The 26220-nt window shown below is 48.9% G+C and carries 26 protein-coding genes and 3 riboswitches; of the genes, 23 read left to right on the top strand and 3 right to left on the bottom strand.

The annotated features are described in order from the left end of the window. Positions 1–95 precede the first annotated feature (95 nt). The 11 genes from MOST_RS08470 (at position 96) to MOST_RS08420 (ending at position 12988) form a co-directional block, all read left to right on the top strand. Positions 96–1454, top strand: a complete 1359-nt coding sequence (locus MOST_RS08470; RefSeq protein ID WP_054935569.1) for a TadA family conjugal transfer-associated ATPase — start codon at positions 96–98, stop codon at positions 1452–1454. A gap of 12 nt (positions 1455–1466) precedes the next feature. Beyond that, positions 1467–2435: a type II secretion system F family protein gene (locus MOST_RS08465; RefSeq protein ID WP_054935570.1), complete on the top strand. Its 969-nt coding sequence runs from the start codon at positions 1467–1469 to the stop codon at positions 2433–2435. Between the two features lie 11 nt (positions 2436–2446). Beyond that, positions 2447–3370: a type II secretion system F family protein gene (locus MOST_RS08460; protein WP_054935571.1), complete on the top strand. Its 924-nt coding sequence runs from the start codon at positions 2447–2449 to the stop codon at positions 3368–3370. A gap of 34 nt (positions 3371–3404) precedes the next feature. Beyond that, positions 3405–3776: a DUF192 domain-containing protein gene (locus MOST_RS08455; protein WP_054935572.1), complete on the top strand. Its 372-nt coding sequence runs from the start codon at positions 3405–3407 to the stop codon at positions 3774–3776. After that, positions 3769–5385, top strand: coding sequence for a HAMP domain-containing protein (locus MOST_RS08450; RefSeq protein WP_054935573.1), 1617 nt, complete (start codon positions 3769–3771; stop codon positions 5383–5385). The genes MOST_RS08455 and MOST_RS08450 overlap by 8 nt, the downstream gene beginning before the upstream one ends. 24 nt (positions 5386–5409) lie before the next feature. Next, a complete protein-coding gene (locus tag MOST_RS08445) occupies positions 5410–6552 on the top strand; it encodes a sensor histidine kinase (protein WP_054935574.1) in 1143 nt (380 codons plus the stop codon). A gap of 108 nt (positions 6553–6660) precedes the next feature. Further along, a riboswitch (Fluoride riboswitch) is annotated at positions 6661–6719 on the top strand. 106 nt (positions 6720–6825) lie between these two features. Next, positions 6826–8004 carry a cation:proton antiporter gene (locus tag MOST_RS08440; RefSeq protein WP_244266963.1) on the top strand — a complete coding sequence of 393 codons (1179 nt, stop codon included), beginning with the start codon at positions 6826–6828 and terminating at the stop codon, positions 8002–8004. Positions 8005–8008: 4 nt separating this feature from the next. Further along, positions 8009–8437: a universal stress protein gene (locus MOST_RS08435; RefSeq protein WP_054937235.1), complete on the top strand. Its 429-nt coding sequence runs from the start codon at positions 8009–8011 to the stop codon at positions 8435–8437. A 173-nt stretch (positions 8438–8610) separates the two neighbouring features. Beyond that, on the top strand, positions 8611–9801 hold the full coding sequence (locus MOST_RS08430; RefSeq protein ID WP_054937234.1) for an MFS transporter: 1191 nt from the start codon (positions 8611–8613) through the stop codon (positions 9799–9801). 152 nt (positions 9802–9953) lie between these two features. After that, entirely contained in the window at positions 9954–11489 is a 1536-nt protein-coding gene (locus tag MOST_RS08425) for a MutS-related protein (protein WP_054937233.1), read from the top strand. Next, positions 11486–12988, top strand: a complete 1503-nt coding sequence (locus tag MOST_RS08420; RefSeq protein WP_054937232.1) for a MutS-related protein — start codon at positions 11486–11488, stop codon at positions 12986–12988. The genes MOST_RS08425 and MOST_RS08420 overlap by 4 nt, the downstream gene beginning before the upstream one ends. Here the strand turns inward: MOST_RS08420 and MOST_RS18525 are convergent. Beyond that, a complete protein-coding gene (locus MOST_RS18525) occupies positions 12939–13403 on the bottom strand; it encodes a dynamin family protein (protein ID WP_083476693.1) in 465 nt (154 codons plus the stop codon). The genes MOST_RS08420 and MOST_RS18525 overlap by 50 nt on opposite strands. Positions 13404–13471: 68 nt before the next feature. After that, positions 13472–13536, bottom strand: a riboswitch (Fluoride riboswitch). 297 nt (positions 13537–13833) lie between these two features. Between MOST_RS18525 and MOST_RS08410 the strand changes: the two genes are divergently transcribed. Beyond that, entirely contained in the window at positions 13834–14166 is a 333-nt protein-coding gene (locus tag MOST_RS08410; RefSeq protein WP_054937231.1) for a DUF190 domain-containing protein, read from the top strand. Between the two features lie 138 nt (positions 14167–14304). On the opposite strand, the gene crcB (MOST_RS08405) is transcribed toward MOST_RS08410, so the two are convergent. Together crcB (MOST_RS08405) and crcB (MOST_RS08400) are read right to left on the bottom strand one after the other, a co-directional pair. Further along, positions 14305–14673: a fluoride efflux transporter CrcB gene (crcB, locus tag MOST_RS08405; protein WP_054937230.1), complete on the bottom strand. Its 369-nt coding sequence runs from the start codon at positions 14671–14673 to the stop codon at positions 14305–14307. Positions 14674–14675: 2 nt separating this feature from the next. After that, positions 14676–15107, bottom strand: a complete 432-nt coding sequence (gene crcB, locus MOST_RS08400) for a fluoride efflux transporter CrcB (protein ID WP_422879880.1) — start codon at positions 15105–15107, stop codon at positions 14676–14678. A 62-nt stretch (positions 15108–15169) separates the two neighbouring features. Continuing rightward, positions 15170–15232: riboswitch (Fluoride riboswitch) on the bottom strand. A 344-nt stretch (positions 15233–15576) separates the two neighbouring features. On the opposite strand from crcB (MOST_RS08400), the gene nikB reads away from it, so the two are divergent. From nikB to MOST_RS08345, 11 genes are all read left to right on the top strand, one after another. Next, the gene (gene nikB, locus MOST_RS08395) at positions 15577–16515 is read left to right on the top strand and encodes a nickel ABC transporter permease (protein ID WP_170067055.1); all 939 of its coding nucleotides are present in this window, start codon (positions 15577–15579) and stop codon (positions 16513–16515) included. Between the two features lie 3 nt (positions 16516–16518). Next, positions 16519–17448: a nickel ABC transporter permease subunit NikC gene (gene nikC, locus MOST_RS08390; RefSeq protein ID WP_083476692.1), complete on the top strand. Its 930-nt coding sequence runs from the start codon at positions 16519–16521 to the stop codon at positions 17446–17448. Positions 17449–17626: 178 nt separating this feature from the next. After that, entirely contained in the window at positions 17627–18619 is a 993-nt protein-coding gene (locus MOST_RS08385) for an ABC transporter ATP-binding protein (RefSeq protein ID WP_054937228.1), read from the top strand. Further along, on the top strand, positions 18616–19575 hold the full coding sequence (locus tag MOST_RS08380; protein ID WP_054937227.1) for an ABC transporter ATP-binding protein: 960 nt from the start codon (positions 18616–18618) through the stop codon (positions 19573–19575). Before MOST_RS08385 ends, MOST_RS08380 begins: the two co-directional genes overlap by 4 nt. Before the next feature lie 44 nt (positions 19576–19619). After that, the gene (tsaA, locus tag MOST_RS08375; RefSeq protein WP_054937226.1) at positions 19620–20045 is read left to right on the top strand and encodes a tRNA (N6-threonylcarbamoyladenosine(37)-N6)-methyltransferase TrmO; all 426 of its coding nucleotides are present in this window, start codon (positions 19620–19622) and stop codon (positions 20043–20045) included. Positions 20046–20231: 186 nt separating this feature from the next. After that, positions 20232–21353: an iron ABC transporter substrate-binding protein gene (locus tag MOST_RS08370; protein ID WP_054937225.1), complete on the top strand. Its 1122-nt coding sequence runs from the start codon at positions 20232–20234 to the stop codon at positions 21351–21353. Between the two features lie 21 nt (positions 21354–21374). Continuing rightward, positions 21375–22448 (top strand): FecCD family ABC transporter permease, encoded by a 1074-nt coding sequence (locus MOST_RS08365; RefSeq protein WP_054937224.1) that lies wholly within the window; start codon positions 21375–21377, stop codon positions 22446–22448. Further along, positions 22445–23197: an ABC transporter ATP-binding protein gene (locus MOST_RS08360; protein WP_054937223.1), complete on the top strand. Its 753-nt coding sequence runs from the start codon at positions 22445–22447 to the stop codon at positions 23195–23197. Before MOST_RS08365 ends, MOST_RS08360 begins: the two co-directional genes overlap by 4 nt. A 231-nt stretch (positions 23198–23428) precedes the next feature. Beyond that, positions 23429–24481 (top strand): energy-coupling factor ABC transporter permease, encoded by a 1053-nt coding sequence (locus tag MOST_RS08355; protein ID WP_054937222.1) that lies wholly within the window; start codon positions 23429–23431, stop codon positions 24479–24481. Positions 24482–24555: 74 nt separating this feature from the next. Beyond that, positions 24556–25368, top strand: a complete 813-nt coding sequence (gene cbiQ, locus MOST_RS08350; protein WP_054937221.1) for a cobalt ECF transporter T component CbiQ — start codon at positions 24556–24558, stop codon at positions 25366–25368. Next, positions 25369–26130 (top strand): energy-coupling factor ABC transporter ATP-binding protein, encoded by a 762-nt coding sequence (locus MOST_RS08345; RefSeq protein WP_054937220.1) that lies wholly within the window; start codon positions 25369–25371, stop codon positions 26128–26130. Positions 26131–26220 lie beyond the last annotated feature (90 nt).

Here is a 26220-nt window from a genome sequence, read left to right as displayed (position 1 = left end):
AAACCCTGGAAGGACCAGGTAGGAGTAAGCACTAAAGCCCGGTTTTTAAGGTTCTTAGCGTCATGTTTATACCTGGTTTTAGGGGGGTTAAGCCCATGTCCCTATTAGCCCGCTTAGAGCAACAAATAGAGGATGCCAGGGAAAACGGCAACAGGCGGGAAAGAATGAATTTCCCGGTTAATAAAGACCCCTACGCCCAACTAAAACTTCTGGTGCACAAGAAAATAATTGATGAATTGAAAGCACAAGCCTTAGAAGACGACAATGAAGGCGGGGAGTTAGCTGCTAAGATTGAACAACGGGTTCTAGAGATTTTGGCCGATCAAGGGGAGCCCCTGCCGCGGGCAGAACGCCAGCGCCTGGCGCGGGAAATTACCGATGATGCGGTTGCTTTTGGCCCCATTACTCCCCTTTTAAATGACCCGGAAATTTCCGAGGTCATGGTCAACGGGCCGCAAAAAGTGTATGTGGAGCGTAGGGGTAAATTACAGCTCACTGACGTTAGGTTTCGCGATAATGCCCATGTCATGCACATTATCGAAAAAATTGTTGCTCCTCTCGGGCGGCGAATTGATGAGAGTATGCCCATGGTCGATGCCCGCTTACCGGACGGTTCGAGGGTTAACGCTATCATTCCGCCGGTGGCCTTAAACGGGCCCACCATTACCATTCGCAAGTTTTTTAAAGATCCTTTAACTATTGAGGATCTAATTCAACTAGGTACTTTAACGCCAGAGATAGCCAAATTCTTGGAAATGTGCGTTAAAGGCCGGCTAAATATCATCGTATCCGGTGGTACTGGTAGCGGTAAAACAACCACCTTAAACATCCTTTCTTCCTTTATACCCGGTGACGAAAGGATAGTTACCATTGAAGACGCCGCCGAACTCCAGTTACGCCAGGAACATGTAATTACCCTGGAAAGCCGGCCGCCAAATATTGAAGGCCGGGGAGCCATCACCATCCGTGACCTGGTGAGGAATGCTCTGCGGATGCGTCCCGATCGCATTGTAGTTGGCGAGGTACGGAGCGGCGAAGCCCTGGATATGCTCCAGGCTATGAATACCGGCCATGACGGGTCCTTAACAACCGGTCATGCCAATTCACCCCGGGATATGCTCTCCCGGTTGGAAACCATGGTTCTCATGGCCGGAATGGACTTGCCGGTCAGGGCCATTCGGGAGCAAATAGCTTCGGCTATTGATCTGATCATCCACCAGAGTCGCCTCAAAGACGGTTCCCGTAAGATTACCCACCTTACTGAAGTGCAGGGTATGGAGGGGGAGATTATTACCCTGCAGGACATTTTTGTTTTCCGGCAGGAAGGCTATGACCAGGGAGGTAAGGTAAAAGGGCGCTTTTTAGCCACCGGGATTAGACCCAAATTTTTAAGTAAGTTAGAAGCTAACGGCATTGTTTTGCCTCCTGAGATTTTCAGCCCGTCAATTCTTTAGGAGGGGAGATTGTTGACGGTACCAGTCGTAACTGCAGTTATGGTTTTCCTGGCAATGTTTCTTTTGACCTTTTACTTAACCGGATTACGGTACCAGGAGCAGGTGCTAGCGACAGCACAGCTGGAAAAAGTTTTAGGTAAGCAAAGGCCGAGGGTTTTGAGCAACTTTCAGGGCAAGAAAGGTAAAGGTAGCCGCAAAGCTTTGGAATTAATCGGGAAAATGCTGGGAGCCAGGGGCTTGAAGACTAAGCTGGAGAAGGAACTTACCAGGGCGGATGTCCTCCTTAAAGGGGAGGAATTCTTGGGATTAACTTTTTTATTGCTTTTAGGACTGGGGATTATATCTTTCTTTTTTACAAATAACTTGCCTTTCGCGATAACGGCGGCATGCTTAGGCGGGTACCTGCCCTTTTTTGCCGTGCGGGTCAAACAAAATAAACGCCGGATTAAATTTAACGGTCAAATTGGTGATGCCCTGGTGATTATGGCCAACGCCTTACGGTCTGGTTTTAGCTTTTTGCAGGCCATGGACATGGTGCGACGGGAGATGCCCGATCCCATTGCTAAGGAATTTGGTATAACGTTATTAGAGATGAATTGGGGCAGTTCTACCGAAATAGCGCTGCTCGGCCTTACAGAACGAGTAAAAAGCGACGATTTGGACCTGGTAATCACGGCGGTCCTAATCCAGCGCCAGGTTGGCGGCAACCTGGCTGAAATCCTGGATAATATCGCCCATACCATCAAGGAGCGTGTACGCATCAAAGGTGAGATTAAAACCCTGACCGCCCAGGGAAGGATATCGGGCCTGATTATCGGTTTATTACCTGTTGTCCTTACCACAGTTATCTACTTACTAAATCCCGGCTATTTAAGCCTTCTTTTTACCACTAGAACCGGCGTCATCATGCTACTTAGTGCCGTGCTGGCGCAGCTCATGGGCGTTATCATAATTCGTAGGATCATTAGTATTGAAGTTTAGGGGTGGCGTATATGCCTTTGGTCATTGCCGTAGCGGTTTTTGGGCTATTTTTTCTGCTGACCGTCATGCTTTACCAGCAACTTACCCAAGCCAACCCAAGGAAGAGCCGGCGCATAAGCGAGGTGTTGGGCAGCCAGCCGGTTCCTACGGTAAGGGAACGGGAACTCAAAGCCCCTTTCTACCAACGCGCTATCAAGCCCATACTCGGCATGTGGAGCCAAAAATTGATCAAAATGTTACCGGCCGAAAAAGAAGCCGAACTGGGCCGCAGGATAAATTACGCCAATCTCCAAAGTAAAATAGCGCCCCGGGAACTCCTGGTGATAAAATACTTAGCCGGCGGGTTGGCAGCTGTTTTGGGCGCGTTAGCAGGAACGAGTTTGGTACAACAAGTTCAGAGTATATTTATCCTTAGTTTGCTGGGGCTGCTGGCCGGTTGGTATGGACCGGATTTTTACCTGCAAGTCAAAGGCCGGCAGCGACAGCAGGCAATAGAAAAGAGTCTGCCTGACGTTTTAGACCTTTTGACGGTAAGTGTTGAGGCCGGCCTCGGTTTTGACGGTGCTTTACTTAAGGTAGTGGAGAAGAGTAAAGGTCCCCTGGCGGAGGAATTTGGCCTTACCCTGCAGGAGATAAGAATGGGTAAGCCCAGGGCCGAAGCCCTGCGCGATTTGTCAGGTCGTACCGGGGTACACGATCTGGCTTCTTTTACAGGCGCAGTAATTCTTGCCGACCAACTGGGCTTAAGCATCGGTAACGTCCTCCGGTTGCAGGCGGAACAAATTCGCCTTAAACGCCGCCAGCGGGCTGAAGAACTGGCTATGAAAGCGCCGGTAAAAATGCTGATACCCATGGTCTTTTTCATCTTCCCAGCCATTTTTGTAGTTTTGTTGGGCCCGGCAGTAATTCAGATTACGAAGTATTTTATTAAGTAAGGGTGCTTAAATAGCCGGTCTAGCCGAATATGGGGTGATTAAAATAATTATATTTAACGTTACCAAACAGGTCGTGCTGGCCAAAGAAGTTCGCGTGGCCCGCACCTTTTACGAGCGGTTGTTAGGGTGGATGGGGCGCCCGGCCGTGGGTGAGGAGGAAGCTTTAGTTTTGTTACCCTGCCAGGCAATCCATACTTGTTTTCTTAAATTTCCCCTGGACGTGCTCTTTGTTGCTGCCGATGGCCAGGTTCTTTTTACCCTGGCCAATTTGCACCCGTTTCGCTTTAGTCCCCTAATCCGTCGCTCCAGGCTGGTGGTGGAACTACCGGCGGGGCGGCTTAAGCAAACTAACACCAGAACGGGTGACAGGTTAGTGTTTGATGATAGGGAGGAGCCGTATGCTTAAAAGAATTAACTTGGCTATTGGTAGCAGGCGTATTTCGGTTATCAACAAAATAGCTCTAGCCTTGGGTTTACTATTACTCTTTATAATCCCCGTGGTCGGGTCCTCTTTTTTTCTTCGTGAACAGGCCCTGATCCGCCGGGAATACCAGGGGAAAGGCCAGGAAATTGCCCGTACAGTAGCTCTGTTTGCTGCCGAATATATTTTATTAGGAAACCTTGATTTTTTAACAGATCTTGTTCACAAGCTTAAGTCTTATGGTAACATAGAGTATGTAATCATTACTGATGGCAGCGGCAGGGTGCTGGCCGCCAGTACTACTAATTCTCCCGCCGGCGGTAAGACAGTTGGCGTCAAGACGGCAGCAACTGCAAACGAATTCACGGCTCCCATCACGCCCTTTGGGGGCGAGACTATTGGTTATGTCCGCTTAGGCCTTAACCCGGCGCAATTAAAAAATTCCACTTTAGCTATGGCTGTTGATTGGGCCTTGTTTGCCCTGGCCGCTGTTCTGGCCGGTATTTTTTTAGCAGCCATACTTACCAAGCGAATCCTGCAAAAACCCTTAGCCGAGTTAACGGCTGCCGCAGAACTGGTTTCTGCCGGCGATTTTTCTTCCCGGGCAAACGTTTTGGGTGGAGATGAATTGGGCGATCTCGCCAATTCCTTTAACACCATGTCTTTTCATTTAGCCAACTTAATCCAGTCAGTTAAAATAAATATTGCCGATGTGCAGAAAGGAATGGAGCAACTCCATAGTTCCCTCCAAACGGCAGGCCGCACCAATAGCCGTTTCCTCCGCAACCTGGCTTGCCTGAAAGAAAATGCAGAGGAACAGCTAAAGGCTTTGGCGCTGTCAGCTTCCCTGGCAGAACAATTGGCAAATCGCTTCCAGCAAACCAGTGAGCGCCAAAAAGCGAGTTTCAACCTGACAAACAATGCTTTAGAGGCCGGCGAAAAGGGAGCCACGGCTGTTAGAGCGGCCACCAGCAAACTAAACGACTTTTACCATGAACTGGCTGAAAGCCCAAAATTACAAGCACTACTTTTGGAGAAGGGAGAGCTTTGGTCAGCGGGTATTGCTAACCTGGCGGCGCTTAGCGATCATTTGGCTCCCTTCGTGGTCGAGGTGGCCTTAGAGGCGGCAAAATCGGGGAATGAGGGGTTAACCGCCGCTGCCGAAAACTTAAGCCAGGCACTGCGAGATACATACACTTATCTAAAAAATCTCAGGCTGGAACTCATAGCGCTGATGGATGCCTGCAGGGCTAACCGGGAGGCGCTGGAAAAAAGCCTGCTCCAGGTCGAAGCGTTACAAGACAATTTGGCTACTTCCACTACGACGTGGGTGGAGCTCAGGCAGATTCTCCAAGGAAAGAAAGAAGTAGAACTTGAAATCCAGGGGGAATTGGAATGGTTGGCAACTGCTTCCCATACCTTAACCAAGGATTTCGCTGATTATCTCCCTGCCTTAAATAAATTGTTACAGGGCAGCTTAAGCAGTGACGGCCAGTTACCCTTAGCCGACTGGCAAGAAATTGATTCCCTGACCAAAAAGCTATTACGGATGATCGAACGCCTTAAAGCTTTAGCCTGGCAGTATAAAACTTAAATCCTTTGGTGCGAGGTGAGCCCGGTGCTGGACATCAGTACCCTGGATCGCATCGTCAAAGAAACTATCGAAGCCATTGAGCGCAGTCAGGCTCAGCTTTATGATATTGCTGAAAATACACGCACTGAGGTGAACCTGGTTAGTAGTGAATTGACAGCAGTCAAGAATGAGTTGAATGCCATTATAACGGAGGTCGATAAGCTGGAGCGGGCGGAAAAAAGAGCCCGGTTGCGTTTGGCAGAGGTAAGTAGAGACTTTAACCGCTATACCGAGCGAGATATCAAAACCGCCTACGATACGGCCTATAATTTGCAAATTGAACTTATTAAGCTCAGGGAAAAGGAAAAAGTATTGCAATACCGGCGCAATCATTTGGAAATGAGCTTGCGCCGTTTACAAACCACCGTCCAAAGAGCAGAAAAGCTGATCTCCCAGGTAGGGGTGGTCCTCACTTATTTAAACGGCGGACTCCACGATTTGAGCTTAAAGCTTGGTGAACTGCAACAAACACAACAAATGGCCCTTAGTATTATCCGGGCCCAGGAAGAAGAGCGCAAGCGTGTTGCCCGGGAAATTCACGACGGCCCGGCCCAATCCATGGCTAACATCGTTATGCGGGCCGAATATTGTCTTAAACTTTTAGACAAGGACCCGGGTAAAATCCGGGAGGAATTGCTGGCCCTTCAAAATATTGTCATGCTCAGTTTGCAAGACGTCCGCAAGATTATTTTTGACCTCCGGCCCATGGTCCTCGATGATTTGGGCCTGGCCCCGGCGTTGAAGCGGTACTTTGCCACCTATAAGGAACAGTACGGGCTGGAAATTGAGTTTCTTTTCTTCGGGCAGGAGCGCCGTCTGGATAGCACCGTTGAGGCAGCACTTTTTCGCATCATTCAAGAGGCGGTTAACAACATTAAAAAACATGCCCAGGTCAAAAGCGCCCTGGTTAAAATGGAGATGTTGCCTGATAAGATTACGCTTTCGATCCGCGATATGGGTAAGGGATTTGATCTAAACTCTGTCCAGGGCGATAAAGATTGTAATGGCTACGGGCTGGTAGGCATTCGCGAGAGGGTCCAGCTCTTAAACGGTGAGATGAAAATTAACACCGCACCGGGTAAAGGTACCCACATTAGCATTACCATACCTTTGCAGGACCAGGCTTAAACAAATGCCTTCATGCTCGCAGAGCAACTCGCTCAAGACTAAAAAATACTTGCAATATTAAATGTCGCTGCTATAATATTCTTTAGACGATACTCGGGGGTGAAATAAAACCCCAACGGCGATGGAGCTCGCCTAACGCTCAGTGAGCTAATAGCTCCTACCGAAAGCGACCAGTGATCGGTAGGAGCTTTTTATTGTTACGCGCCCCGAGCTACCCAAACCTTTTTAAAGCTCATGCCGATCCCTGGTCTAACAAAAGGGGAGGTTAAGCTGATGGAAAACATGTGGCTTGTGGCGTCCGAGTGGCTTGGTTTAGCTTTGGTAGGCGGTTTATTGGCCGGTTGGACAGGGATTTCCATTTCTTTGATGGAAATAGCAGTGGGCGTAATTGGCGGTAATTTTTTAGGTTTACACACCACGCCGTGGGTTGATTTCCTGGCCGGGGTTGGCAGCATTCTGCTAACCTTCCTTGCGGGTGCCGAAGTGGATCCTGAAGTTTTACGGACAAAATTCAAAGAAAGCGTTAGTATTGGTGTCATTGCTTTCCTTTTGCCCTTTGCAGGTGCCCTGCTATATGCTTATTATGCCCTGCACTGGACCCTCCAGGCAGCGGAAATTGCAGGTATTGCCCTTTCAACTACCTCGGTCGCTGTTGTTTACGCCGTAATGGTGGAAACGGGTCTCAATGAAAGTGAAATAGGTAAAATTATTTTAGCTGCCTGTTTCGTCAATGACCTTGGTACGGTTGTGGCCCTGGGTATACTCTTTGCTAACTTTAATGGATGGATGCTCCTGTTTGCAATTGTAATGGCCATTGTATTGGCTTTTATTCCCCGTTTCACGCGCTGGTACGTTGCCCGCTACGGTAACCGGGTTAGCCAGCTAGAAGTAAAATACTTTTTCTTTCTGCTTTTCTTCCTCGGCGGGCTGGCCTCCATGGCTAATAGCGAAGCCGTCTTGCCAGCGTATCTCATTGGCCTGGCTGTGGCCGGTTTCTTTCTCCAGGAAAAGAATCTTGCCCTGCGCATGCGCACCATGGCCTTTGCCTTCCTGACACCCTTTTATTTTCTTAAAGCTGGCCTTTTTGTGTCCTTACCGGCTGTAGTTGCCAGCGCCGGGATTATTATTATAGCGCTTTTGGTTAAAATCATAACCAAATTTATTGGGGTCTGGCCGGCAACGCGTTTCTTTAAATTTGAACCGCGGGAAGGAATGTATACCACTTTGTTAATGTCTACTGGGCTTACCTTTGGCACCATTTCCTCGTTGTTCGGCCTCAACCATGGCTATATCAGCCAGGCACAGTATACGATTTTGGTAACGGTAGTTATTCTCAGCGCCGTAGTACCAACGATGATTGCCCAGGCCTTTTTCCGGCCCGACCTGGTACCGGCGCCCAAACAAGAAAAGCGGCGCCATGTTTTGATACCTCAAAAAGAGGAGGGAAATTAAAACTATGTTTAACAAAATTTTAGTTGGTTACGATGGCTCGCCTAATGCCAGGAAAGCTTTAACTACTACCCTCGACCTGGCTAAAAAATATGGGGCGCAAATTACTGTCGTTTCCGTTGCCCATGTACCCGATTTTGCCGATACCAGAGACGAAGTTAATGGGGTTCTGGAAGATGCCAAAAACTTTTTTAGCAAAGCTTTGGAAGAAGCTACAAACCTGGCTGCCCGTGAAGGGCTAACCTTAACTACCAGAATAGTGCCGGGCCACCCGGCCGATACCCTGGCCCGCCTGGTGGAAGAGGAGGGCTATGATCTGCTGGTACTGGGGGCGCGGGGGTTAAGTGGTATCAAGCGTTACCTTTTAGGAAGCGTTTCGGAGGCCGTGGTAAGATTGGCTAACTGTCCGGTGTTAATAATTAAGGGGAAAAAATAAGGGAAGGATAATTTCTGGAGAAAAGTTGATTTAGCTTAATCCGAGGCCAAGGAGTCGGCCCCGAGAAATCTCGAAAATGCGCTCATAGCGCTGATGACTCCTGTCTGGATAATGCAGGCAGGAGTCATTTATTCCCTTTATTTTGGGGCTATAAATATTTAAGGAGGTTCCTGATGGAGGAACAAAGCAAAGGTAAAAAAATAACCCCCTCGCTACAAAAGGCATTTAAATTTATTATCTTACTCGGGATTGTTAGCCTGCTTTCCGATATGACCTATGAAGGGGCGCGCAGTATTACCGGGCCTTTCCTGGCATTGCTGGGGGCTAGCGGGGCAGTGGTTGGCTTCGTTGCCGGGCTAGGTGAATTGCTGGGTTATGGCGTTCGGTTGATTTCCGGCTACTTAAGCGACCGTACAGGGAAATACTGGCCCATTACTATTCTGGGATATATTCTCAACCTTTTTGCGGTACCCCTTCTGGCCCTGGCAGGTAACTGGCAGTTAGCAGCAATCTTGATGATTACTGAGCGCGTGGGGAAAGCTATTCGTACTCCTGCCCGCGATGCCATGCTTTCTCACGCTACTTCGGAAGTGGGAAGGGGATGGGGATTTGGCCTCCATGAGGCTATGGATCAAATTGGGGCCATTGCCGGTCCTCTGATTGTAGCTTTGGTACTTTACTTAAGAGGCGGATATAAAACAGGGTTTGCCATCTTATTTATCCCGGCTATCTTAGCGATTACAGTCCTTGCTGTTGCCAGGCTTTTATACCCAACTCCAAAGGAGCTTGAAGCGACCCAGGCCACACTTTCGGGCAAGGGATTACCTAGAATATTTTGGCTTTATCTGGTAGCAGTTGCTTTCATAGCGGCAGGTTACGTTGATTATCCCTTAATTGCTTATCATTTAGGCAAAGGATCACTGGTATCAAGTAATTGGATTCCCATACTTTATGCTATCGCCATGGGGGCGGATGCCCTTGCTGCTTTAATATTTGGGTATTTGTTCGACCGGATAGGTATTTATGTTTTGGCTATTGCTGGTCTGGTCTCATCCCTGTTTGCCCCACTGGTATTTTTAGGAAGTTTCGCAATGGCTCTAGTTGGGATGGTAATTTGGGGCATAGGAATGGGGGCCCAGGAATCCGTCTTACGCGCTGCCGTGGCCAATATGATATCCATTGACAGGCGTGGTACTGCCTACGGGGTGTTTAATACCGGTTATGGGATATTTTGGTTTCTGGGCAGTGCACTAATGGGGATGCTTTACGACCTATCAGCAGGATATGTGGTAGCCTTTTCAGTAGCAACCCAGATGCTTTCTGTGTTGCTGATGCTCTATGTCGGTAAAAATACTTCTCGTTGAATCCTGCATCTTTAATTTTTTAACCCGCCAGCAAGTGTAAACTGCTTATCCAGAAATTCCTTTCCTGACCACGCGGTTCGTTAATAAAACAATAGGCGCTCTTTGTCCATGAATTTCCACGGCATACTGTTTGGCAGGGAGATGTTTTTCTCATGACTTTCCAAAGCATACTATTTAAAAATCCTGAAGACGGCATAATAAAAGAATCACTCAAAGCGCCCATCTTTTTTGTTGATTTAAATCTGGATCAGATTATAGACACCATTACGGCCGGCAAAGAGGAATATAATTTAAAACCGTTTTTTTACACTTCGTTGAACGATATCGACGCGATCAACTATCGTCATGAAATAATGCAGGATCTGGAAAATAAAACTTTGTTTGAGCATATAAAATCATTTACCCAAAAAATGCGTACAATGCGCGAACATCTTACCCAAGCAGACAAGCTTTATTATAAATACCAGAAGGAAAGATGGTTTTTAGATGCGGTGGAAATTTACTGCGATGCCGTTAATTGCCTGGTACATGATTTAACCCTTATAGAGTTAAAATCACGCGGTTTTTTAGCCTTCCGCGAATATCTGACGAACTATACTCAATCCGACCGTTTTATGTCCCTACTAGCAGAAACGAAAAAGCTGAAAGCCGACTTATCTACAGTAAAATATTGCTTACTCATAAAAGGTAACCGTATCAAGGTCCGTAAATATGAATCTGAGATTAATTATAGTGCGGAAGTTGAAAAAACGTTCGAGAGATTCAAACAGGGGGCGGTAAAAGATTATAGAGTTGAATTTTCCAATTGGCCCAATATGAACCATGTTGAAGCAAAAATACTTGATTTAGTTGCCCAATTATATCCTAAAATATTTTTGCATCTTGATAATTACTGTATGGAAAACGGCAATTATCTGGATGAAACGATAGCCGTTTTTGATCGGGAGATACAATTTTACATTGCTTATCTGGAGTATATCGCTATATTCAAACAAAAAGGATTAAAATTTTGCTATCCCCAAATTTCCAATACATGTAAGGAAGTTTATGATTATGAAGGATTTGATTTAGCCCTGGCATATAAACTCATCAGTGAAGGTTCAACCGTTGTCTGCAATGATTTTTACCTGAAAGGTAAGGAGCGTATATTTGTAGTAACCGGTCCGAACCAGGGCGGTAAAACAACCTTCGCCCGTACCTTCGGACAGCTGCATTATTTGGCCAGCCTTGGTTGCCCCGTCCCGGGCAGTGAAGCGCGACTCTTTCTGTTCGATAAGCTTTTTACCCATTTTGAAAAAGAAGAGAACATAAAAAATCTCCGTGGCAAGCTACAGGATGACCTGGTCAGGATACACGATATCCTCAACCAGGCCACTTCCAACAGCATTATCATTATGAACGAGATTTTCACTTCCACAACATTGAAAGATGCTATATATTTAAGCCGGAAAGTGATGGAGAGGATAATACAACTGGATTTACTGTGCGTTTGCGTAACATTCATAGATGAACTGGCTTCTTTAAGTGAGAAAACCGTAAGTATGGTCAGCACGGTAGTACCCGAAAATCCGGCAGTACGAACATATAAGATTGTAAGAAGACCTGCCGATGGACTTGCATACGCGTTAGCCATTGCCGAAAAGTATCGTCTCACTTACGATTGTTTAATGGAGCGGATAAAATTATGAAAGTTTTTCTCATGTATAAAGACCGTAATTTTGACTTGCAGCAAAAATTACCATCTAATCAACAAACCTTAATACAAGACTTGGCATTAGACACGCTGTTTAACGCCATGGCGTGTGGTGACGAATTTTTATTAGAAGTGGCCAGGAAAGCCGTTTTGTCCGGTTTAAATAATGATCCAGACACAATATTATACCGGCAGGATATTTTAAGAGATTGCCTAGAGAATTCTGCCATTGTCAGGACTATCTATGATATCGCAGTAGAATCGATTGAAAGGGAGAAAAAGAATTACTTAAGCATTTTCAGCAGATACCCCGCTGCCATATTGCATAGATCGATAGAAGTGATGCAAATGTTTGTGGGCATGCTTAAAAAACTAAGAACTATCGCCGATGAACATGCCGATAAATTTAAGTCGGAGGGCTTTACGGCTTTTTTCAAGATGCTCAATAAAGAACTTGGTGACGAATATTTCGCCAGCGTTCAAAATCATCTAAGGGAACTAAAATTCCGTGAGGGAGTTTTGATCAGCGCCGAATTGGGAAAAGGCAATAAAGGGATTAATTATATACTTCGTAAACCCATAGATAAAAAACAGAGTTGGATGGAGCGGATCTTTGCTCCTAAACCGCTCGTCTACACCTTTTCTATCGCCGACCGCGACGAAAGCGGGGCCAGGGCCCTGTCGGAATTAAAAGACAGGGGGATCAACCTTGTGGCCAATGCCCTCGCTCAGTCCACCGATCATATTCTTGCTTTTTTTAAAACTTTGCGGACCGAATTGGCCTTTTACATCGGTTGTTTGAACTTGTATGAACACCTTACTCGCATGGGGGAGCCGGCGTGCTTTCCACTGCCCGTAGCTCCTGTTGAACGTCTACATTCTTTTAAAGGCTTATATGACGTCTGTCTGGCTTTAACCCTGGAACAAAAAATTGTGGGCAATGATGTGAATGCTGATAATAAGGACCTCGTAATAATCACAGGCGCCAATCAAGGTGGCAAATCGACTTTTTTGCGCAGCATAGGTTTGGCCCAATTAATGATGCAATGCGGTATGTTTGTACCGGCCGAATCTTTCTGTGCCAGTACTTGCGACGGCCTTTTCACCCACTACAAACGGGAAGAAGACGTTGCCCTGAAAAGCGGTAAACTTGATGAAGAACTTAACAGAATCAGCGATATCGTGGATCATATAACGGCGAATTCCATGGTGATGTTTAATGAATCGTTTGCCGCAACAAACGAAAGAGAAGGCTCGGAGATTGCAAGGCAGATAGTTAGCGCCTTATTGGAAAAACACATCAAGGTTTTCTTCGTTACGCATTTATATGAATTTGCCCATGGCTTTTACGATAAAAAAATGGCAAACGCACTTTTCCTGCGGGCTGAAAGGCAAGCCGACGGAACACGAACTTTTAAGTTAATCGAAGGCGAACCCTTGCAAACTAGTTATGGCGAAGATTTGTACAACAGCATATTCGGAACAGGTAATTAAATTCATTAATGTTATTCTTGTAACTCAAACTAACCCACACGAAACAGCAAGGGACCTTATAATGCCTCGAATTTGGCCTGAATTTCCGAGAATTTCCTGGTAATGGACGGGCCTCGGGACCCCAGAGAAGAAAGGTTGGAACGGCAGTCAGGGGTAGGATGGCTGTGGGTAACACTTCATCGCCCAGAAGAGCGTTTATAAAGGTACTTTTACCGCGCTTGAACTGCCCGAGAACGGCAAGGTGAAAGCGTTCGTTTAAAAGACGCTCTTGTAAGGCATGTATCTTTTGCCTCTCTTCTTTAAATTCTGGCCCCAAGCCATTCAGAAGCTCTAAAGTTTGTAAAAAAAGGGCGCCTGCATCATTAGTTACCTTCGGAACTGCCTTTACTGGCCGATCTTGCCTTACCTGGCTCATAAAAAACTCCTCCAGACTCTACCTGGTAGGAGTTGGGCTAACTGCACATTCTCCTACCAGGAATTTGATCCTTGGTAGGAGTCATCAACCCTTACGGGTGGTTTTTCCGGTGAACTCCATCACCGTTTGGAGAAAGCTTTTCTCCAAGCGTATGAAATAAAGTAATAGAGATATACTTCCCGTTTGTAATTAAATTTAACAGCCCATCCTTTAGTGTGTCAAGGGGAAATGGCCTAAAATTATATAGCAAGGAAATTGACATTTAATAATAAAAATTATATAGTTAGATTAAGGCCAAGGAGTCGGCCTCGAGGATCTCGAAAATGCGCCCTAAGCGCTGATGACTCCTGTCTGTAAAGGACAGGAGTTTTTTGTTTCCTTCCCAGAGACATCCATACCCGCTTTACGAATAACCAGGAGGAATATTTTTATGAAAAGCATGCCTGCTAAACGGTTAACAATTTACGTGGGAGAAGGTGTTAAGTGGCAAGGGAAGGCCCTTTACCATGCTCTGGTATTAAAATTAAAGGAAGCTGGTTTGGCAGGGGTTACTGTTATCCGGGGTATAGAAGGCTACGGTAAGCGAAATAGTATTTATGCGGCTCGGATTATAGATCTTTCTTACGACTTGCCTGTGATTGTCGAGGCAGTTGATAGAGCTGAAAAGGTTGCTTCTGTCTTGCCAGAGGTGCAAGCCATGGTATCCCAGGGGCTGATAACGGTGTCTGATGTAGAGATTATCATACATGAGGATAACTTATGAAAAAAGGCGTTGAAGAGGGAGGGTTAAATTATATTTAATCGTGAAAATAGGTACAAAAGCGGAGCAAAAGCGAAGGAAAAGGGTGGAATAAGGGGTGCGAGGCGGGTTAAGTGTAATTTAACGCCGGGATTTAAGGGATTAGATTAGATTGATAGCACGCCCTGCCAGGGCGAACAAAAGACCTAAGATGATGCTGCCCAGTAAATAGGTTAAAGCATTTATAACTTCCCCATCTTCCAGAAGCCGGACAACTTCATATGAAAAGGTAGAGAAGGTAGTATAAGCGCCTAAAAACCCCGTAGCTAGCGCTAACGTCAAGCTGGTGCCAAATCTATGGGCAGATGCCGGTGTGCCTAAAAGTAGTCCTAACAAAAAAGCGCCAGTTAGGTTAATTATTAGAGTGCCTGTAGGAAAATTACCCCTGCTTCTTGCCGATAATGCCTGTCCTAAAGCATATCGAGTAATGGCACCCAAAAACCCGCCCAGTCCTACATATAAATACTGCATTCCTATCTCCTACCTGTTTCTGCCCCGGTTTGCTGTACTTTAAATGCCGACAAAATTGGTATTCTGGTCAGGATTATTCCCGCCCTCACGGCAGTTAAGCCTCCTAAAGTGGAAACCAGAACATAGATGGCGGCATAAGCTATATGACCACTAGTTAAAAGGGTTATCGTCTCCACACTAAAGGTGGAGAAGGTCGTAAAAGCGCCAACAAAGCCTGTTGTTATACCCAGCCTTAATTCGGGACTTAAGGTTAAGCGTTCTAAGCTATAGGTAAGAATAAAGCCCATAGCGAAACATCCCAAAATGTTTATTATTAGGGTTCCTAAAGGAAAGGTTGAGGGCCATAAGATAGCAATGAAGCGGCCAAGTTCAAACCTGGCTATGGCCCCCAGAAAGCCAAAAATACCAATATATATGTAGAGCAACTTAATCACCCCCACATGGAGTTGCAAAACCCACAAAAAAATCCTACCTTCCGGGCATAAAATTAGCCCGCTTTTTGGTAGGAGTCATCACTGCTTGCTGCAGATTTAAGGCGAACTCCATCGCCTAAAACTATTAGCAAGATATGCTAGTGTTATACGACAAGAAGGCGTTAAAATCCTGCCTAGATCAACAAGATGACTAAATACGCAATAAAAATAATAATCAATCTAAACCAATGTGCCTCCTGATGAATTTATTTTAGAAGTAGCGCAGTAGAAAAGCGGCCGGAGCCGCCGGGCAGCAAAATTAAGGAAGCAAGGAAGAATGATAAGCACCACGAAGGTGTTAAGCCTGCCCGAAGGCAGCATCCAAGTGGTGCTTTTTTCTGTATATGGGCCACGGAGGCCTAATCCCCTTAAAAAGGGAGGAGGAGAGGTTCCGTGGCTCTTATTTTTTTCCGGGAGTTGGCGAGCAGCAGTGTGGGGTTATTTTCTAAAGCGCTTGGTATTTCTTGGTGTTGTAATGCTAGGGGTTTCCATCATCGCCTTCGGACTGATCAACCTGGCACCCGGCGACCCGGCGGAGCTTATCTTACGCTCCGGCGGGGTGGAGCCCACCAGGGAGGCTCTGGAGGCCTTACGGAAAGAGCTAGGCTTGAACGACCCCCTTTACTTACAGTACGGGCGCTGGCTGTGGCGGGTGTTGCACGGGGACCTGGGTAAGTCTTTTCGCACCGGGCGGCCCGTGGCGGAAGAAATTCTGTCCCGCTTTCCGGCCACCCTGGAACTCACCTGCGCGGCCATGATCTTCATGGTATGTCTTGCCCTGCCGGCGGGGATCCTCTCTGCCCTTTACCGACACGCTTTCCTTGACCACTTAAGCCGCCTAAGTGCTCTTCTGGGTGCTTCGCTTCCTGGCTTCTGGCTGGGGCTTGTGCTCATCTACTTTTTCGCGGTGAAACTAGGGGTGCTTCCGGTAATGGGCCGGGGCGGGCCACAGCATCTCGTGTTGCCAGCGGTAACCTTAGGGTTTGGCATGGCTGCCGTCTACGCCCGGATCTTACGTGCCAGCATGCTGGACGTGTTGGGACAGGACTACATCAAGGTGGCCCGGGCTAAGGGTTTGAAAGAAAAGTGGGTGATCGGGCGCCATGCCTTGAAGAACGCCCTTTTGCCTACGGTGACGCTTTTGGGCATGAGCTTCGGACATCTTTTGGGGGGAGCGGTAATTGTGGAAACCATCTTTGCCTGGCCGGGTGTGGGGAAGTTCGCCGTGGATGCTATTTTCAACCGAGATTACCCGGTGATCCAGGGATATGTTCTTTTCATGGCTGTCGTTTTTGTCCTGGTGAACCTTCTGGTGGATGTATCCTACGTTTTCCTCGACCCGCGCATCCGCCTGGAAAGGGGGAAGTAGCTGGTGGGCCTGTCGAGAAATTTCGGTGCTGGGGTTGCCGGTTATCCCTCTACTGTGGAGTCAGCGGGCCAGGCGGAAAAGGTCTCGCGTGGTGGCTCGGCCGCCGCGCTGGAAAGACTCCTGCAGGACAGGTTGGCTCTTTTAGGCCTTGTTATCATCCTGGCCGTGATGGCCGTGGCAGTCTTTGCGCCTTATATTGCTCCCAATGACCCCACCAAGGTGGATCTCCAACATCGCCTGGCACCACCGGGTGCACAATACCCCCTGGGCACCGACCACCTGGGGCGGTGCCTTTTATCGCGGTTAATCTATGGAGCGAGAGCTTCACTTAGCACGGCAGCTTTAGCTTTGTGGGCTATTATGCTTATTGGTATCCCCCTGGGTACCTTGGCGGGCTACTGTGGGGGGTGGGTGGACAACCTTATTATGCGATTTGTTGATATACTGCTGGCTTTTCCGGGCCTTATCCTGGCGCTGGTTATCGCCGGAACACTGGGACCGGGCCTTTTAAACGTGATGCTAGCGCTTTCTGCCGTCTGGTGGGTGGGATATGCCCGGGTCGTACGGGGGATGGTCCTTTCGGTGAAAGAGAAGGAGTTTATACTGGCGGCCCGGGCCTGCGGGACATCGGAATTAGGTATTATTGCCAGGCATATCCTGCCCAATGTACTCTCCCCGATGATCGTTCTGGCTACGTTAGACATGGGTAAGCTCATCCTGGCCATATCCGGGCTTTCCTTCCTGGGCCTCGGTGCTCAGCCGCCTGCGCCGGAGTGGGGGGCCATGCTAAGCGACGGTCGGCCTTACATGCAGGTGGCGCCCCAGCTGATGATTTACCCCGGACTTGCCATCATGACGGTGGCCCTGGCCTTTAATCTCTTAGGTGATGGGCTCAGGGACGCTCTAGATCCGACGGGGAATACCAGGATTTAGTTTGGTCGACGACAGAAGTTCTTGCAGGCTACCGAACTGAGCATAGTAAAGATACTAGGATTAAATGGTTCACGGACCCTTTCTTGAAAGTAACTTTTTGCTCTTGTGAATGAAAATGGCAGGAGCACGTTTTCAATGGAATGTTGTTTTTAAAGAGGGCAGAAAGGGGCTTGGCGGGGTGTCTTCAGATCCTGTTTTAAAGATAAAAAATCTCTCTACCTATTTTTACACTCGGCGTGGCGTCATCAAGGCTGTGGATAGGGTTAGTTTTGAGGTGGAGCCTGGGAAGCTCTTGGGGCTGGTAGGGGAGAGCGGTTGCGGCAAGAGTGTTACGGCCCTGTCCATCCTGCGGCTGATTGAGCCGCCGGGAAGAATTCTCTCCGGGGAAGTCTGGTTAAACGGCTACGACCTGCTTAAAATCCCCCCAGGGCAGTTGCGGCAGGTACGAGGCAGGGAAATAGCGCTTGTTTTTCAGGACCCGCTGACCTCCCTGAACCCGGTTTTAACCATCGGTACGCAGCTTGCGGAAACCATTGTCTCTCATGAAGAGGTATCCCGGGCTGAAGCGCGGCGTCGCGCGGTGGAGCTTCTTTTTCGCATGGGCCTACCCGACCCGGAAAGGCTCATGCGCTTATACCCTTTTCAGCTTTCCGGGGGCATGCGCCAGCGGGTGATGATGGCTATGGCGATCTCGATGCGCCCGAAAGTTTTGATTGCCGATGAGCCCACCACTGCCCTGGACGTTACCGTCCAGGCCCAGATCCTGGCGGAACTAAAGCGGCTGCAGGAAGAGATGGGGATGGCGATCATCCTCATCACCCACGACCTGGGGGTGGTCGCAGCCATGGCAGACGAAGTTGCGGTAATGTACGCCGGATCGATTGTGGAGCGCGGTCCGGTGGCACAAATATTTGACCGTCCCGCCCATCCCTACACCCGGGCTTTGCTCCGTTCCGTGCCGCGCCTGGGCAAGGAAGAACTGGTGCCCATTGGGGGACAGCCGCCGACGCTTCTAAATCTCCCGGCCCATTGCGCCTTCCTCCCCCGCTGCCCCGAGGCGCACACGGAGTGCCGGGGAAAGAAGCCGGAATTGCGGGAGATCGGGCCGGACCACGCGGCAGCCTGCCACCGCATTTCCCGGAGTTGCCCAGGGGAGGCTGGGCGCAGGTGAACCTCTTAGAGGTAAGGGAACTGGTGAAGCACTACGCCGGGAAAAGGGGGATATTTGCGGGTCACCGGGAAAAGGTGCGGGCGGTGGACGGCGTCACATTCGCCTTGGCGCGGGGAGAAACCCTGGGCCTGGTGGGGGAAAGCGGCTGCGGCAAGAGCACCCTGGGGCGGCTGGTGGTGCGGCTGGAAGAACCCACGGCCGGAAAAATCCTTTTGGCCGGCGAGGAGATCACCGGCTGGACGGGGAGAAAGCTGCGGGAGCTGCGCCGCCGCTTCCAGATCATCTTCCAGGACTCTTCTTCCTCCCTCAACCCGCGCCGGACGGTGGGGGCAATCATTGAGGAACCACTGGCCAATTTCGGCGTGGCTAAAAGGGAGCGCCAGGAGCGGGTGGCCGAACTATTAACCCTTGTCGGCCTGGGACCTGGGGATGCGTGGAAATACCCGCACGAATTCAGCGGGGGCCAGCGCCAGCGCATCAACATCGCCCGGGCCCTGGCCTTACAACCGGAACTGGTGATTTGTGACGAGCCCGTTGCCAGTTTGGACGTCTCTATCCGGGCGCAGATCTTAAACCTTTTGTGGGAGCTAAAAAAGCAGCTGGGCATATCCTACCTCTTCATCTCCCACGACCTGGCGGCAGTGAACTACCTAGCCGACCGGGTGGCGGTAATGTACCTGGGCAAAATCGTGGAGTTGCTACCGGCAGAAGGCCTCGTATCACAGGCCCGCCACCCCTACAGCCGGGCGCTTTTGCGCGCGGTGCCGGAGCCCGACCCGCGGCAAAGAACCGGGCAAAAACCGGTGGTGCGGGGCGAGCCGCCTGACCCGGCAAAGCCCCCCGCGGGCTGCCGCTTTCACCCCCGCTGCCCCGATGCCCGCGACGTTTGCCGGCAAGATGAGCCCGTTTTGAAGGAGGTGGGGGAGGGGCATTTGGTGAGGTGCCATTTTAGTTGAGGAGTTATTGGCGGGCAGAGCATAGAAGGCGAGGAGGTGGTTCTTTGGAGCTGGTACCTATCGGGAAAATAAGTAGCCCTTACCGCACACTTCAAGAGGCACCATTCCAGGGGCGTTTTTCTGACCAGCTGGCAGAGCTGGAGATTTACCCCCAGTTTGCGGAAGGATTAAAGGATGTGGACCAGGCAACCCACCTGATTGTTCTTTACTGGTGCCATCTTGCAACCCGGAACACGCTGCAGACCAAAACGCCATTTGGCCCGGAGATTCGCGGCGTTTTTGCCTGCCGCTCACCTTCCCGCCCCAACCCCATCGCCTTTTGTGTGGTTGAGTTGCTGGAAGTGAAAGGAAACCGCCTGCTGGTGAGCGGACTCGACGCTGTGGATGAAAGCCCCCTTTTGGACATAAAACCCTATTCTTCTGATGTGGATAGTATTTCAGGGGCGCGTATTGGTTGGTTCAAAAAATAAAAATTTGAGGGGGTTCAGAAAGGACGAAGTCCCTGTTTTTACTGACGAGAACAGGTAGAAGTTGTATTCCTGCCGGGATATGTGTTGCATTGTAGGGATGTGTGGCGAAGGGGGGATGCCTTGCAGCGGAAGAGGTTACGGAAAACGAGTTTTTATACAGTAATTCAAAAAAGGGAGGAGAAATAAATGCGGACAAAGGCATTGAAGGCAGTGGCTATGCTCATTGCCCTGCTGATTACCATCATTATCCTGGGTGGGTGCGGCGCTAAAGCGCCCGGGCAGGATACGGCGGCACAGCAGAAAACCGTTGTTACCGACCTGGCCGGCCGGCAGGTGGAAGTTCCCGTACCGGTAAAGAAGGTGGTGGCCATCGGCCCAGGTGCCCTGCGGCTGGTTTGTTATGTGAACGGCGCGGATAAGGTGGTGGGCGTGGAGAACCTGGAAAAGCAGCAGCCTACTGGCCGGCCGTATATTTTAGCCCACCCAGAATTAAAAAATTTGCCAACCATTGGCCAGGGAGGGCCCGATTCCACCCCGGACGCGGAAAAGCTGGTCAACGTCAATCCGGACGTAATTTTTGTTGCCTACCTGGTAGACAGGTCGCGGGCAGATGAACTGCAGGCCAAAACGAACATTCCGGTAGTGGTGCTGAGCTACGGCAGGCTGGCCACTTTTGACGAGGACGTTTATAAGTCCCTTGAGCTGATTGGGAAAATTACCGGCAGTGAAGAAAGGGCCCGGGAATTAGTTGATTTCCTGCAAAAATGCCAGCAGGATTTGCATGATAGGACGAAGGATATCCCTGAAGACAAAAAACCCAAAGTTTATGTAGGCGCTCTGGGCATGAAGGGAGTACACGGTATCGAAAGCACCCAGGCCAAATATCCGCCCTTTGTAGCTGTCAATGCCCGGAATGTGGTTGACGAAACGGGTAAAACGGGGAGTGTCATGATTGACAAGGAAAAGCTCCTGAGCTGGGACCCCGATATCATTTTCATCGATGAAGGGGGCTTATCCCTGGTGCGGGAAGACTACAAGAAAAACCCGCAGTTTTACCTGTCCTTGAAGGCGGTCAAAACAGGCCGGGTTTACGGCCAGATTCCTTATAATTACTACACCACAAACATCGGAACCGCCATTGCTGACGCCTACTACGCCGGAAAAGTGATTTACCCCGAACAATTTAAGGATATCGACCCGGCCCAAAAGGCCGATGAGATTTACCAGTTCCTTTTGGGCAAACCTTTATATGAACAGATGGCGAAAGATTACGGTGGATTCAAGAAGCTTGATCTTGCTAATCCGTAATACTCGAGGAGAAAGAAAAATATGCGGCAGGTAGTAATGGAAAACATCCCGGAAAGTTACCTTAAGTATACCCAAAGAAAAGTTTTCATCATTTGCCTGCTCATCCTTTTGACCGTCCTGCTGGGTGTCTACGCCATCAACGCCGGGTCGGCGGAGCTTTCGCCGGCCCAGGTGCTGCTGACGCTGCTGGGCAAAGCGGAGGGACGTTTAAATATCATTATCTGGAATATCCGGCTGCCCCGGGTGCTGGCGGCGGTCACTGCCGGGGTCGGCCTTTCCATGGCGGGTTGCGTGATGCAAAACCTCTTGCGCAACCCTCTGGCGTCCCCCTTCACCTTGGGTATTTCGCAGGGTGCGGCCTTTGGCGCCGCCGTGGCCATCATTGCCCTGGGGGCGGGGAGCACCCACAGCACCAGCGCCGATGCAGTCATCATCAACAACCCCTACCTGGTCACCATTTCCGCCTTTGTAGGGGCGATGGCGACGACCCTGGTGGTTCTCTTCCTGGCCCAGGTCAGGGGGGTCACTCCCGAAGCAATGGTTCTGGCGGGGGTGGCCCTGGGCTCCCTTTTTTCAGCCGCCACCATTATCCTGCAGTTTTTTGCCAGCGACGTGCAGGTGGCTTCGATTGTTTTTTGGACCTTCGGCGACATCGGCCGGGCTTCCTGGCGGGATCTGGAAATCATGGCCGCGCTAACCTTTGCCGCGCTGCTCTACTTTATAGCCAACCGGTGGAACTACAACGCTCTGGACGGCGGGGAGGAGACGGCCAAAGGGCTGGGTGTTGATGTGGAGAGAATCAGGTTGACCGGGATGTTCGTGGCCTCCCTGGTCACGGCGGTAACTGTTTCCTTTCTGGGCATTATCGGTTTTATCGGCCTGGTCGGCCCGCACATGATGAGAAGGGTGCTGGGCGGCGATCACCGTTTCCTGATCCCAGCTTCCAGCGTAATGGGAGGGCTTTTGCTGCTTGCTTCCGATACCCTGGCCAGGACCGTTGTTTCCCCGGTTGTTTTGCCGGTGGGAGCGATTACCTCCTTTATGGGTGCCCCCCTGTTCCTTTACCTTCTCTCCAGGGGGTATGGCAAAAGATGATCTTGTCGGTAGACGGAGTGGAATTCAGTTACAGCAGCCGGCCCGTGTTAAGGGATATCAAATTTGAAGTCAACAGGGGGGAATTTTTTGCTATCCTGGGCAACAACGGCGCCGGGAAGTCCACCCTGCTCAAGTGCCTGATCAGGATTTTAAAGCCGCAAACAGGGACAATTCTCATTGAAACAGAAGACCTGTTTGCGCTCAGTCCCCGGGAAGTTGCCCGCCGCCTTGGGTACGTGGCGCAAAGATACGAAAGCGCCCGGTTTACGGTCTTCGACGCCGTGCTTTTGGGCAGAAAACCCCACATCAAGTGGGGTACAACCGCAAGAGACCTGGAAATCGTCCGGAATGTGTTGGGCATTCTCGGCTTGGAAGAGTTTTCCCTGCGCTACCTGGATGAATTGAGCGGGGGAGAACTGCAAAAGGTGGTCATCGCCAGGGCTCTGGCCCAGGAACCCCGGGTGCTTTTGCTGGACGAGCCCACCAGCAACCTGGATCTGAAGAATCAGTTCGAGGTGCTAACAATAGTCAAAAAAGCTGCCAGGGAGCGAAACATTGCAGTGGTGGTGGTAATGCACGACCTTAACCTTGCTTTGCGGTTTGCAGATAAATTCCTGCTCCTGAAGAATAGGACCGTTTTTGCCTGCGGGGGGATGGAAATCATGACTCCGGAAAACATCGCCGGCGTCTACGGAGTTCGGGTAGCGGTGGAAAGACTGGCAGACATCCCCGTGGTCGTGCCCTTGTAAAAAGCAGGCGAAATCTTGAATTTTATTTTGGTTTGTTATATAATTATTAAAGAGATAGGCAACCAAGGAGGTTGCTAAATCTCGACCATGGAGGTCGTTACGGTATAAACCGGACATCTTCCATGGTTTATTTTATTTTTAACACAAGTTGGTTGACCTTGGAGGGGGGGTCATGGAGATAGACTAGGCTTGGGCAACCGGAGAATTAAATAATTGAAGGAGGAGAAACGTATGCATATGGCAGATGCCCTGCTTTCACCGGCTGTAGGTGGAACCATGTGGGCAGTGACGGCAGGAGTCGCAGCTTATTCAATTAAAAAGGTTCAAAATGAATTAGATGAGCAAAAAATACCTTTAATGGGGGTAGTAGGTGCATTTGTATTTGCGGCCCAAATGATTAACTTTACAATTCCGGGTACCGGATCCAGCGGCCATTTAGGAGGAGGCATGCTACTAGCTATATTGCTGGGTCCTTATGCTGGTTTTCTAACCATGGCATCTGTTTTAGTTATCCAAGCACTTTTTTTTGCTGACGGTGGCCTGCTAGCATTGGGATGCAACATTTTTAATCTTGGTTTTTATACATGCTTTATTGCATATCCCCTGATTTATAAATTGATTATTCGCAAAGGGTACTCAACTGGACGCATATTTGCCGGGTCACTACTGGCTGCAATAGTAGGCTTGCAGCTAGGAGCGTTCAGTGTAGTTCTAGAAACCCTGTTTTCGGGTATAACAGAGTTGCCCTTCAGCACGTTTGTTTTGTTGATGCAGCCCATTCACCTTGCTATCGGATTGGTAGAAGGCCTCGTAACTGCTGCTGTTGTCGCCTTCATTTGGAAAGCCCGCCCTGAAATAATTGAGAAGGCAGCATCGGGTGAGAAGCTGGGCGGTCTTCCCATCAAGAAGGTCCTTGCCGGCCTTGCCATTGTTGCAATTATAACTGGTGGTGTTTTCTCATGGTTTGCATCTACATATCCCGATGGATTGGAATGGTCTATGTTAAACACTTCAGGTAAAGAGGAACTCGAGGCTCCGGACGGTATTCATCAAACGCTAGCTTCTATTCAGGAGAAAATCGCGTTTTTGCCTGACTATAGCTTTAAAAGTAGTGAACAGGAAGTAAATACTGGTGCTCCCGAGACCGAAGAGGCATGGCCGGCGGTTAATGCCGGGACTAGTGTATCGGGACTGATTGGCGGCGCAATGACTTTGCTTTTAGCTGTAATAACAGGTCTTATTATAAGATCAATTAAAAAGAGGGAAAAAGCAAGCGCAGTTTAGAGTAAAAGCAACAAGGCGGGGCTTTTAACCCCGCCAAAACTTATATAATAATAATTATAATGGGATGATAGGTGATGTCCAATCCGGCGGAATCATTATATAATATAAGAATACTTGACGAATTTGCTGATAAGAAATCTATTATACATGATGTGCACCCGCTTATGAAAGTGTTAACAACGGGCGCATATTTGCTAGTAACTGTATCCTTTAGTAATTACGAGTTAAGTGGTATGTTGCCACTTATATTTTACCCTGTTATTATCATGACACTAGCAGATATTCCCATGGTCCCGGTTTTCAAAAGGGTACTCTTGGCTTTACCTTTGATAATCGGCATCGGATTATTTAACCCCCTATACGATAAAAGCCCGATGCTAGTGTTGCCATGGATTACTATTTCGGGAGGCTGGGTTTCTTTTTTTGCAATCTTAATTAAAGGTTTTTTAACAATACTGGCAGCACTCATTCTCATAGCCACCACTGGAATGACGAGAATCGCCTCAGCGCTAAGAACCATAAGGATACCTGGGGTATTTATTATCCAACTTCTGCTAACATACAGGTATATCGCGGTGCTGGTTGAGGAAGCTGGCCGTGTGGTACGTGCCTATTCATTGCGCTCGGCGGGTGAAAAAGGCATCAAATTTAGAGATTGGGGTTCGTTAACGGGACACTTACTTATCAGGTCGATAGAAAGGGCCCAACGTGTTTACCGTTCAATGTGCTGCCGGGGTTTTACAGGAGAATATCATATCGGAAGAGAAAAAGGAATTGGTATTGGCGACATCCTGTACTTCGCCGGATGGAGTTTATCTTTTGTAATAATACGCTACTTCAACATTCCGGAGATGATAGGTTGGGTAATGATGGGAGTAAGGAGATAAATGAGCCATCATATTATACAAGCAAATAATTTAAAGTATAAGTACCCTGATGGACGCCAGGCGTTGAACGGAGTTGCTTTTAGGATTACCCACGGAGAATCCGTTGGAATTGTAGGCGCGAATGGTGCAGGCAAGTCGACATTGTTGATGCACCTTGCCGGGGTATTGTTTCCAGATGAAGGAGAAATCAGGATAGGTGATGTGCCGGTAACCAAGAAAACATTGCCGTTGATCCGGCAAAGGGTGGGGATGGTTTTTCAAGACCCGGATGACCAGTTATTTATGACCACCGTTTATGATGATGTAGCCTTTGGGCCGCGCAACTATAAATTACCTGAGGAAGAGGTTGAAAAGAGGGTAATTAGCTCACTCGATACTGTTGGAATTCTACATTTGAAGGATAGACCGCCGTACAAGCTTTCAGGTGGTGAAAAGCGCGCAGCAGCTATTGCGACGGTTTTGGCCATGAATCCTGATATTCTTGTTATGGATGAACCAACGTCATCCCTTGATCCGAAATCAAGACGCCGTTTAATAAGACTTCTTCAAAGCTTTACCCATACGAAGATAATTGCGACCCATGATTTGGACATGGTATTTGAGCTTTGCGAGAGAACAATTGTTTTGAAGGACGGCAGGGTAATAACTGACGGTCCTACAGAAAAAATTCTTTGTGATGCAGAACTGATGGAAGAATGTGGGCTGGAGTTACCCCTTGGTTTACAGGGGTGTCCGGTCTGTGGTACGAAAAAGCCCATTTGAACGTTAGTCCCCTCTATTTTCTTGATTTTCTTGAGATGTTAGCCAGTAATTCATCCAGTTGGTGGTGAAGTGCAAGAGGATTGATTGCCT

The organism is Neomoorella stamsii, assembly GCF_002995805.1.
Classification (GTDB): Bacteria; Bacillota; DSM-521; order Neomoorellales; family Neomoorellaceae; genus Neomoorella; species Neomoorella stamsii.
The sequence above is the reverse complement of the archived record's forward strand: the minus strand, read 5'-3'. Positions and strand labels throughout refer to the sequence as shown.

What these genes read in the sequence shown, in the direction of transcription:
- cbiQ (WP_054937221.1), top strand. Translation starts at nt 24,556, where the DNA reads ATGTCCAATCCGGCGGAATCATTATATAATATAAGAATACTTGACGAA.
- crcB (WP_054937230.1), bottom strand. Translation starts at nt 14,673, where the DNA reads ATGCAGTATTTATATGTAGGACTGGGCGGGTTTTTGGGTGCCATTACT.
- MOST_RS08365 (WP_054937224.1), top strand. Translation starts at nt 21,375, where the DNA reads ATGCGGCAGGTAGTAATGGAAAACATCCCGGAAAGTTACCTTAAGTAT.
- MOST_RS08470 (WP_054935569.1), top strand. Translation starts at nt 96, where the DNA reads ATGTCCCTATTAGCCCGCTTAGAGCAACAAATAGAGGATGCCAGGGAA.
- MOST_RS18525 (WP_083476693.1), bottom strand. Translation starts at nt 13,403, where the DNA reads ATGAGCCAGGTAAGGCAAGATCGGCCAGTAAAGGCAGTTCCGAAGGTA.
- MOST_RS08425 (WP_054937233.1), top strand. Translation starts at nt 9,954, where the DNA reads ATGACTTTCCAAAGCATACTATTTAAAAATCCTGAAGACGGCATAATA.
- MOST_RS08360 (WP_054937223.1), top strand. Translation starts at nt 22,445, where the DNA reads ATGATCTTGTCGGTAGACGGAGTGGAATTCAGTTACAGCAGCCGGCCC.
- MOST_RS08370 (WP_054937225.1), top strand. Translation starts at nt 20,232, where the DNA reads ATGCGGACAAAGGCATTGAAGGCAGTGGCTATGCTCATTGCCCTGCTG.
- MOST_RS08420 (WP_054937232.1), top strand. Translation starts at nt 11,486, where the DNA reads ATGAAAGTTTTTCTCATGTATAAAGACCGTAATTTTGACTTGCAGCAA.
- MOST_RS08430 (WP_054937234.1), top strand. Translation starts at nt 8,611, where the DNA reads ATGGAGGAACAAAGCAAAGGTAAAAAAATAACCCCCTCGCTACAAAAG.
- MOST_RS08450 (WP_054935573.1), top strand. Translation starts at nt 3,769, where the DNA reads ATGCTTAAAAGAATTAACTTGGCTATTGGTAGCAGGCGTATTTCGGTT.
- MOST_RS08435 (WP_054937235.1), top strand. Translation starts at nt 8,009, where the DNA reads ATGTTTAACAAAATTTTAGTTGGTTACGATGGCTCGCCTAATGCCAGG.
- MOST_RS08355 (WP_054937222.1), top strand. Translation starts at nt 23,429, where the DNA reads ATGCATATGGCAGATGCCCTGCTTTCACCGGCTGTAGGTGGAACCATG.
- MOST_RS08345 (WP_054937220.1), top strand. Translation starts at nt 25,369, where the DNA reads ATGAGCCATCATATTATACAAGCAAATAATTTAAAGTATAAGTACCCT.
- MOST_RS08440 (WP_244266963.1), top strand. Translation starts at nt 6,826, where the DNA reads ATGGAAAACATGTGGCTTGTGGCGTCCGAGTGGCTTGGTTTAGCTTTG.
- MOST_RS08410 (WP_054937231.1), top strand. Translation starts at nt 13,834, where the DNA reads ATGAAAAGCATGCCTGCTAAACGGTTAACAATTTACGTGGGAGAAGGT.
- MOST_RS08460 (WP_054935571.1), top strand. Translation starts at nt 2,447, where the DNA reads ATGCCTTTGGTCATTGCCGTAGCGGTTTTTGGGCTATTTTTTCTGCTG.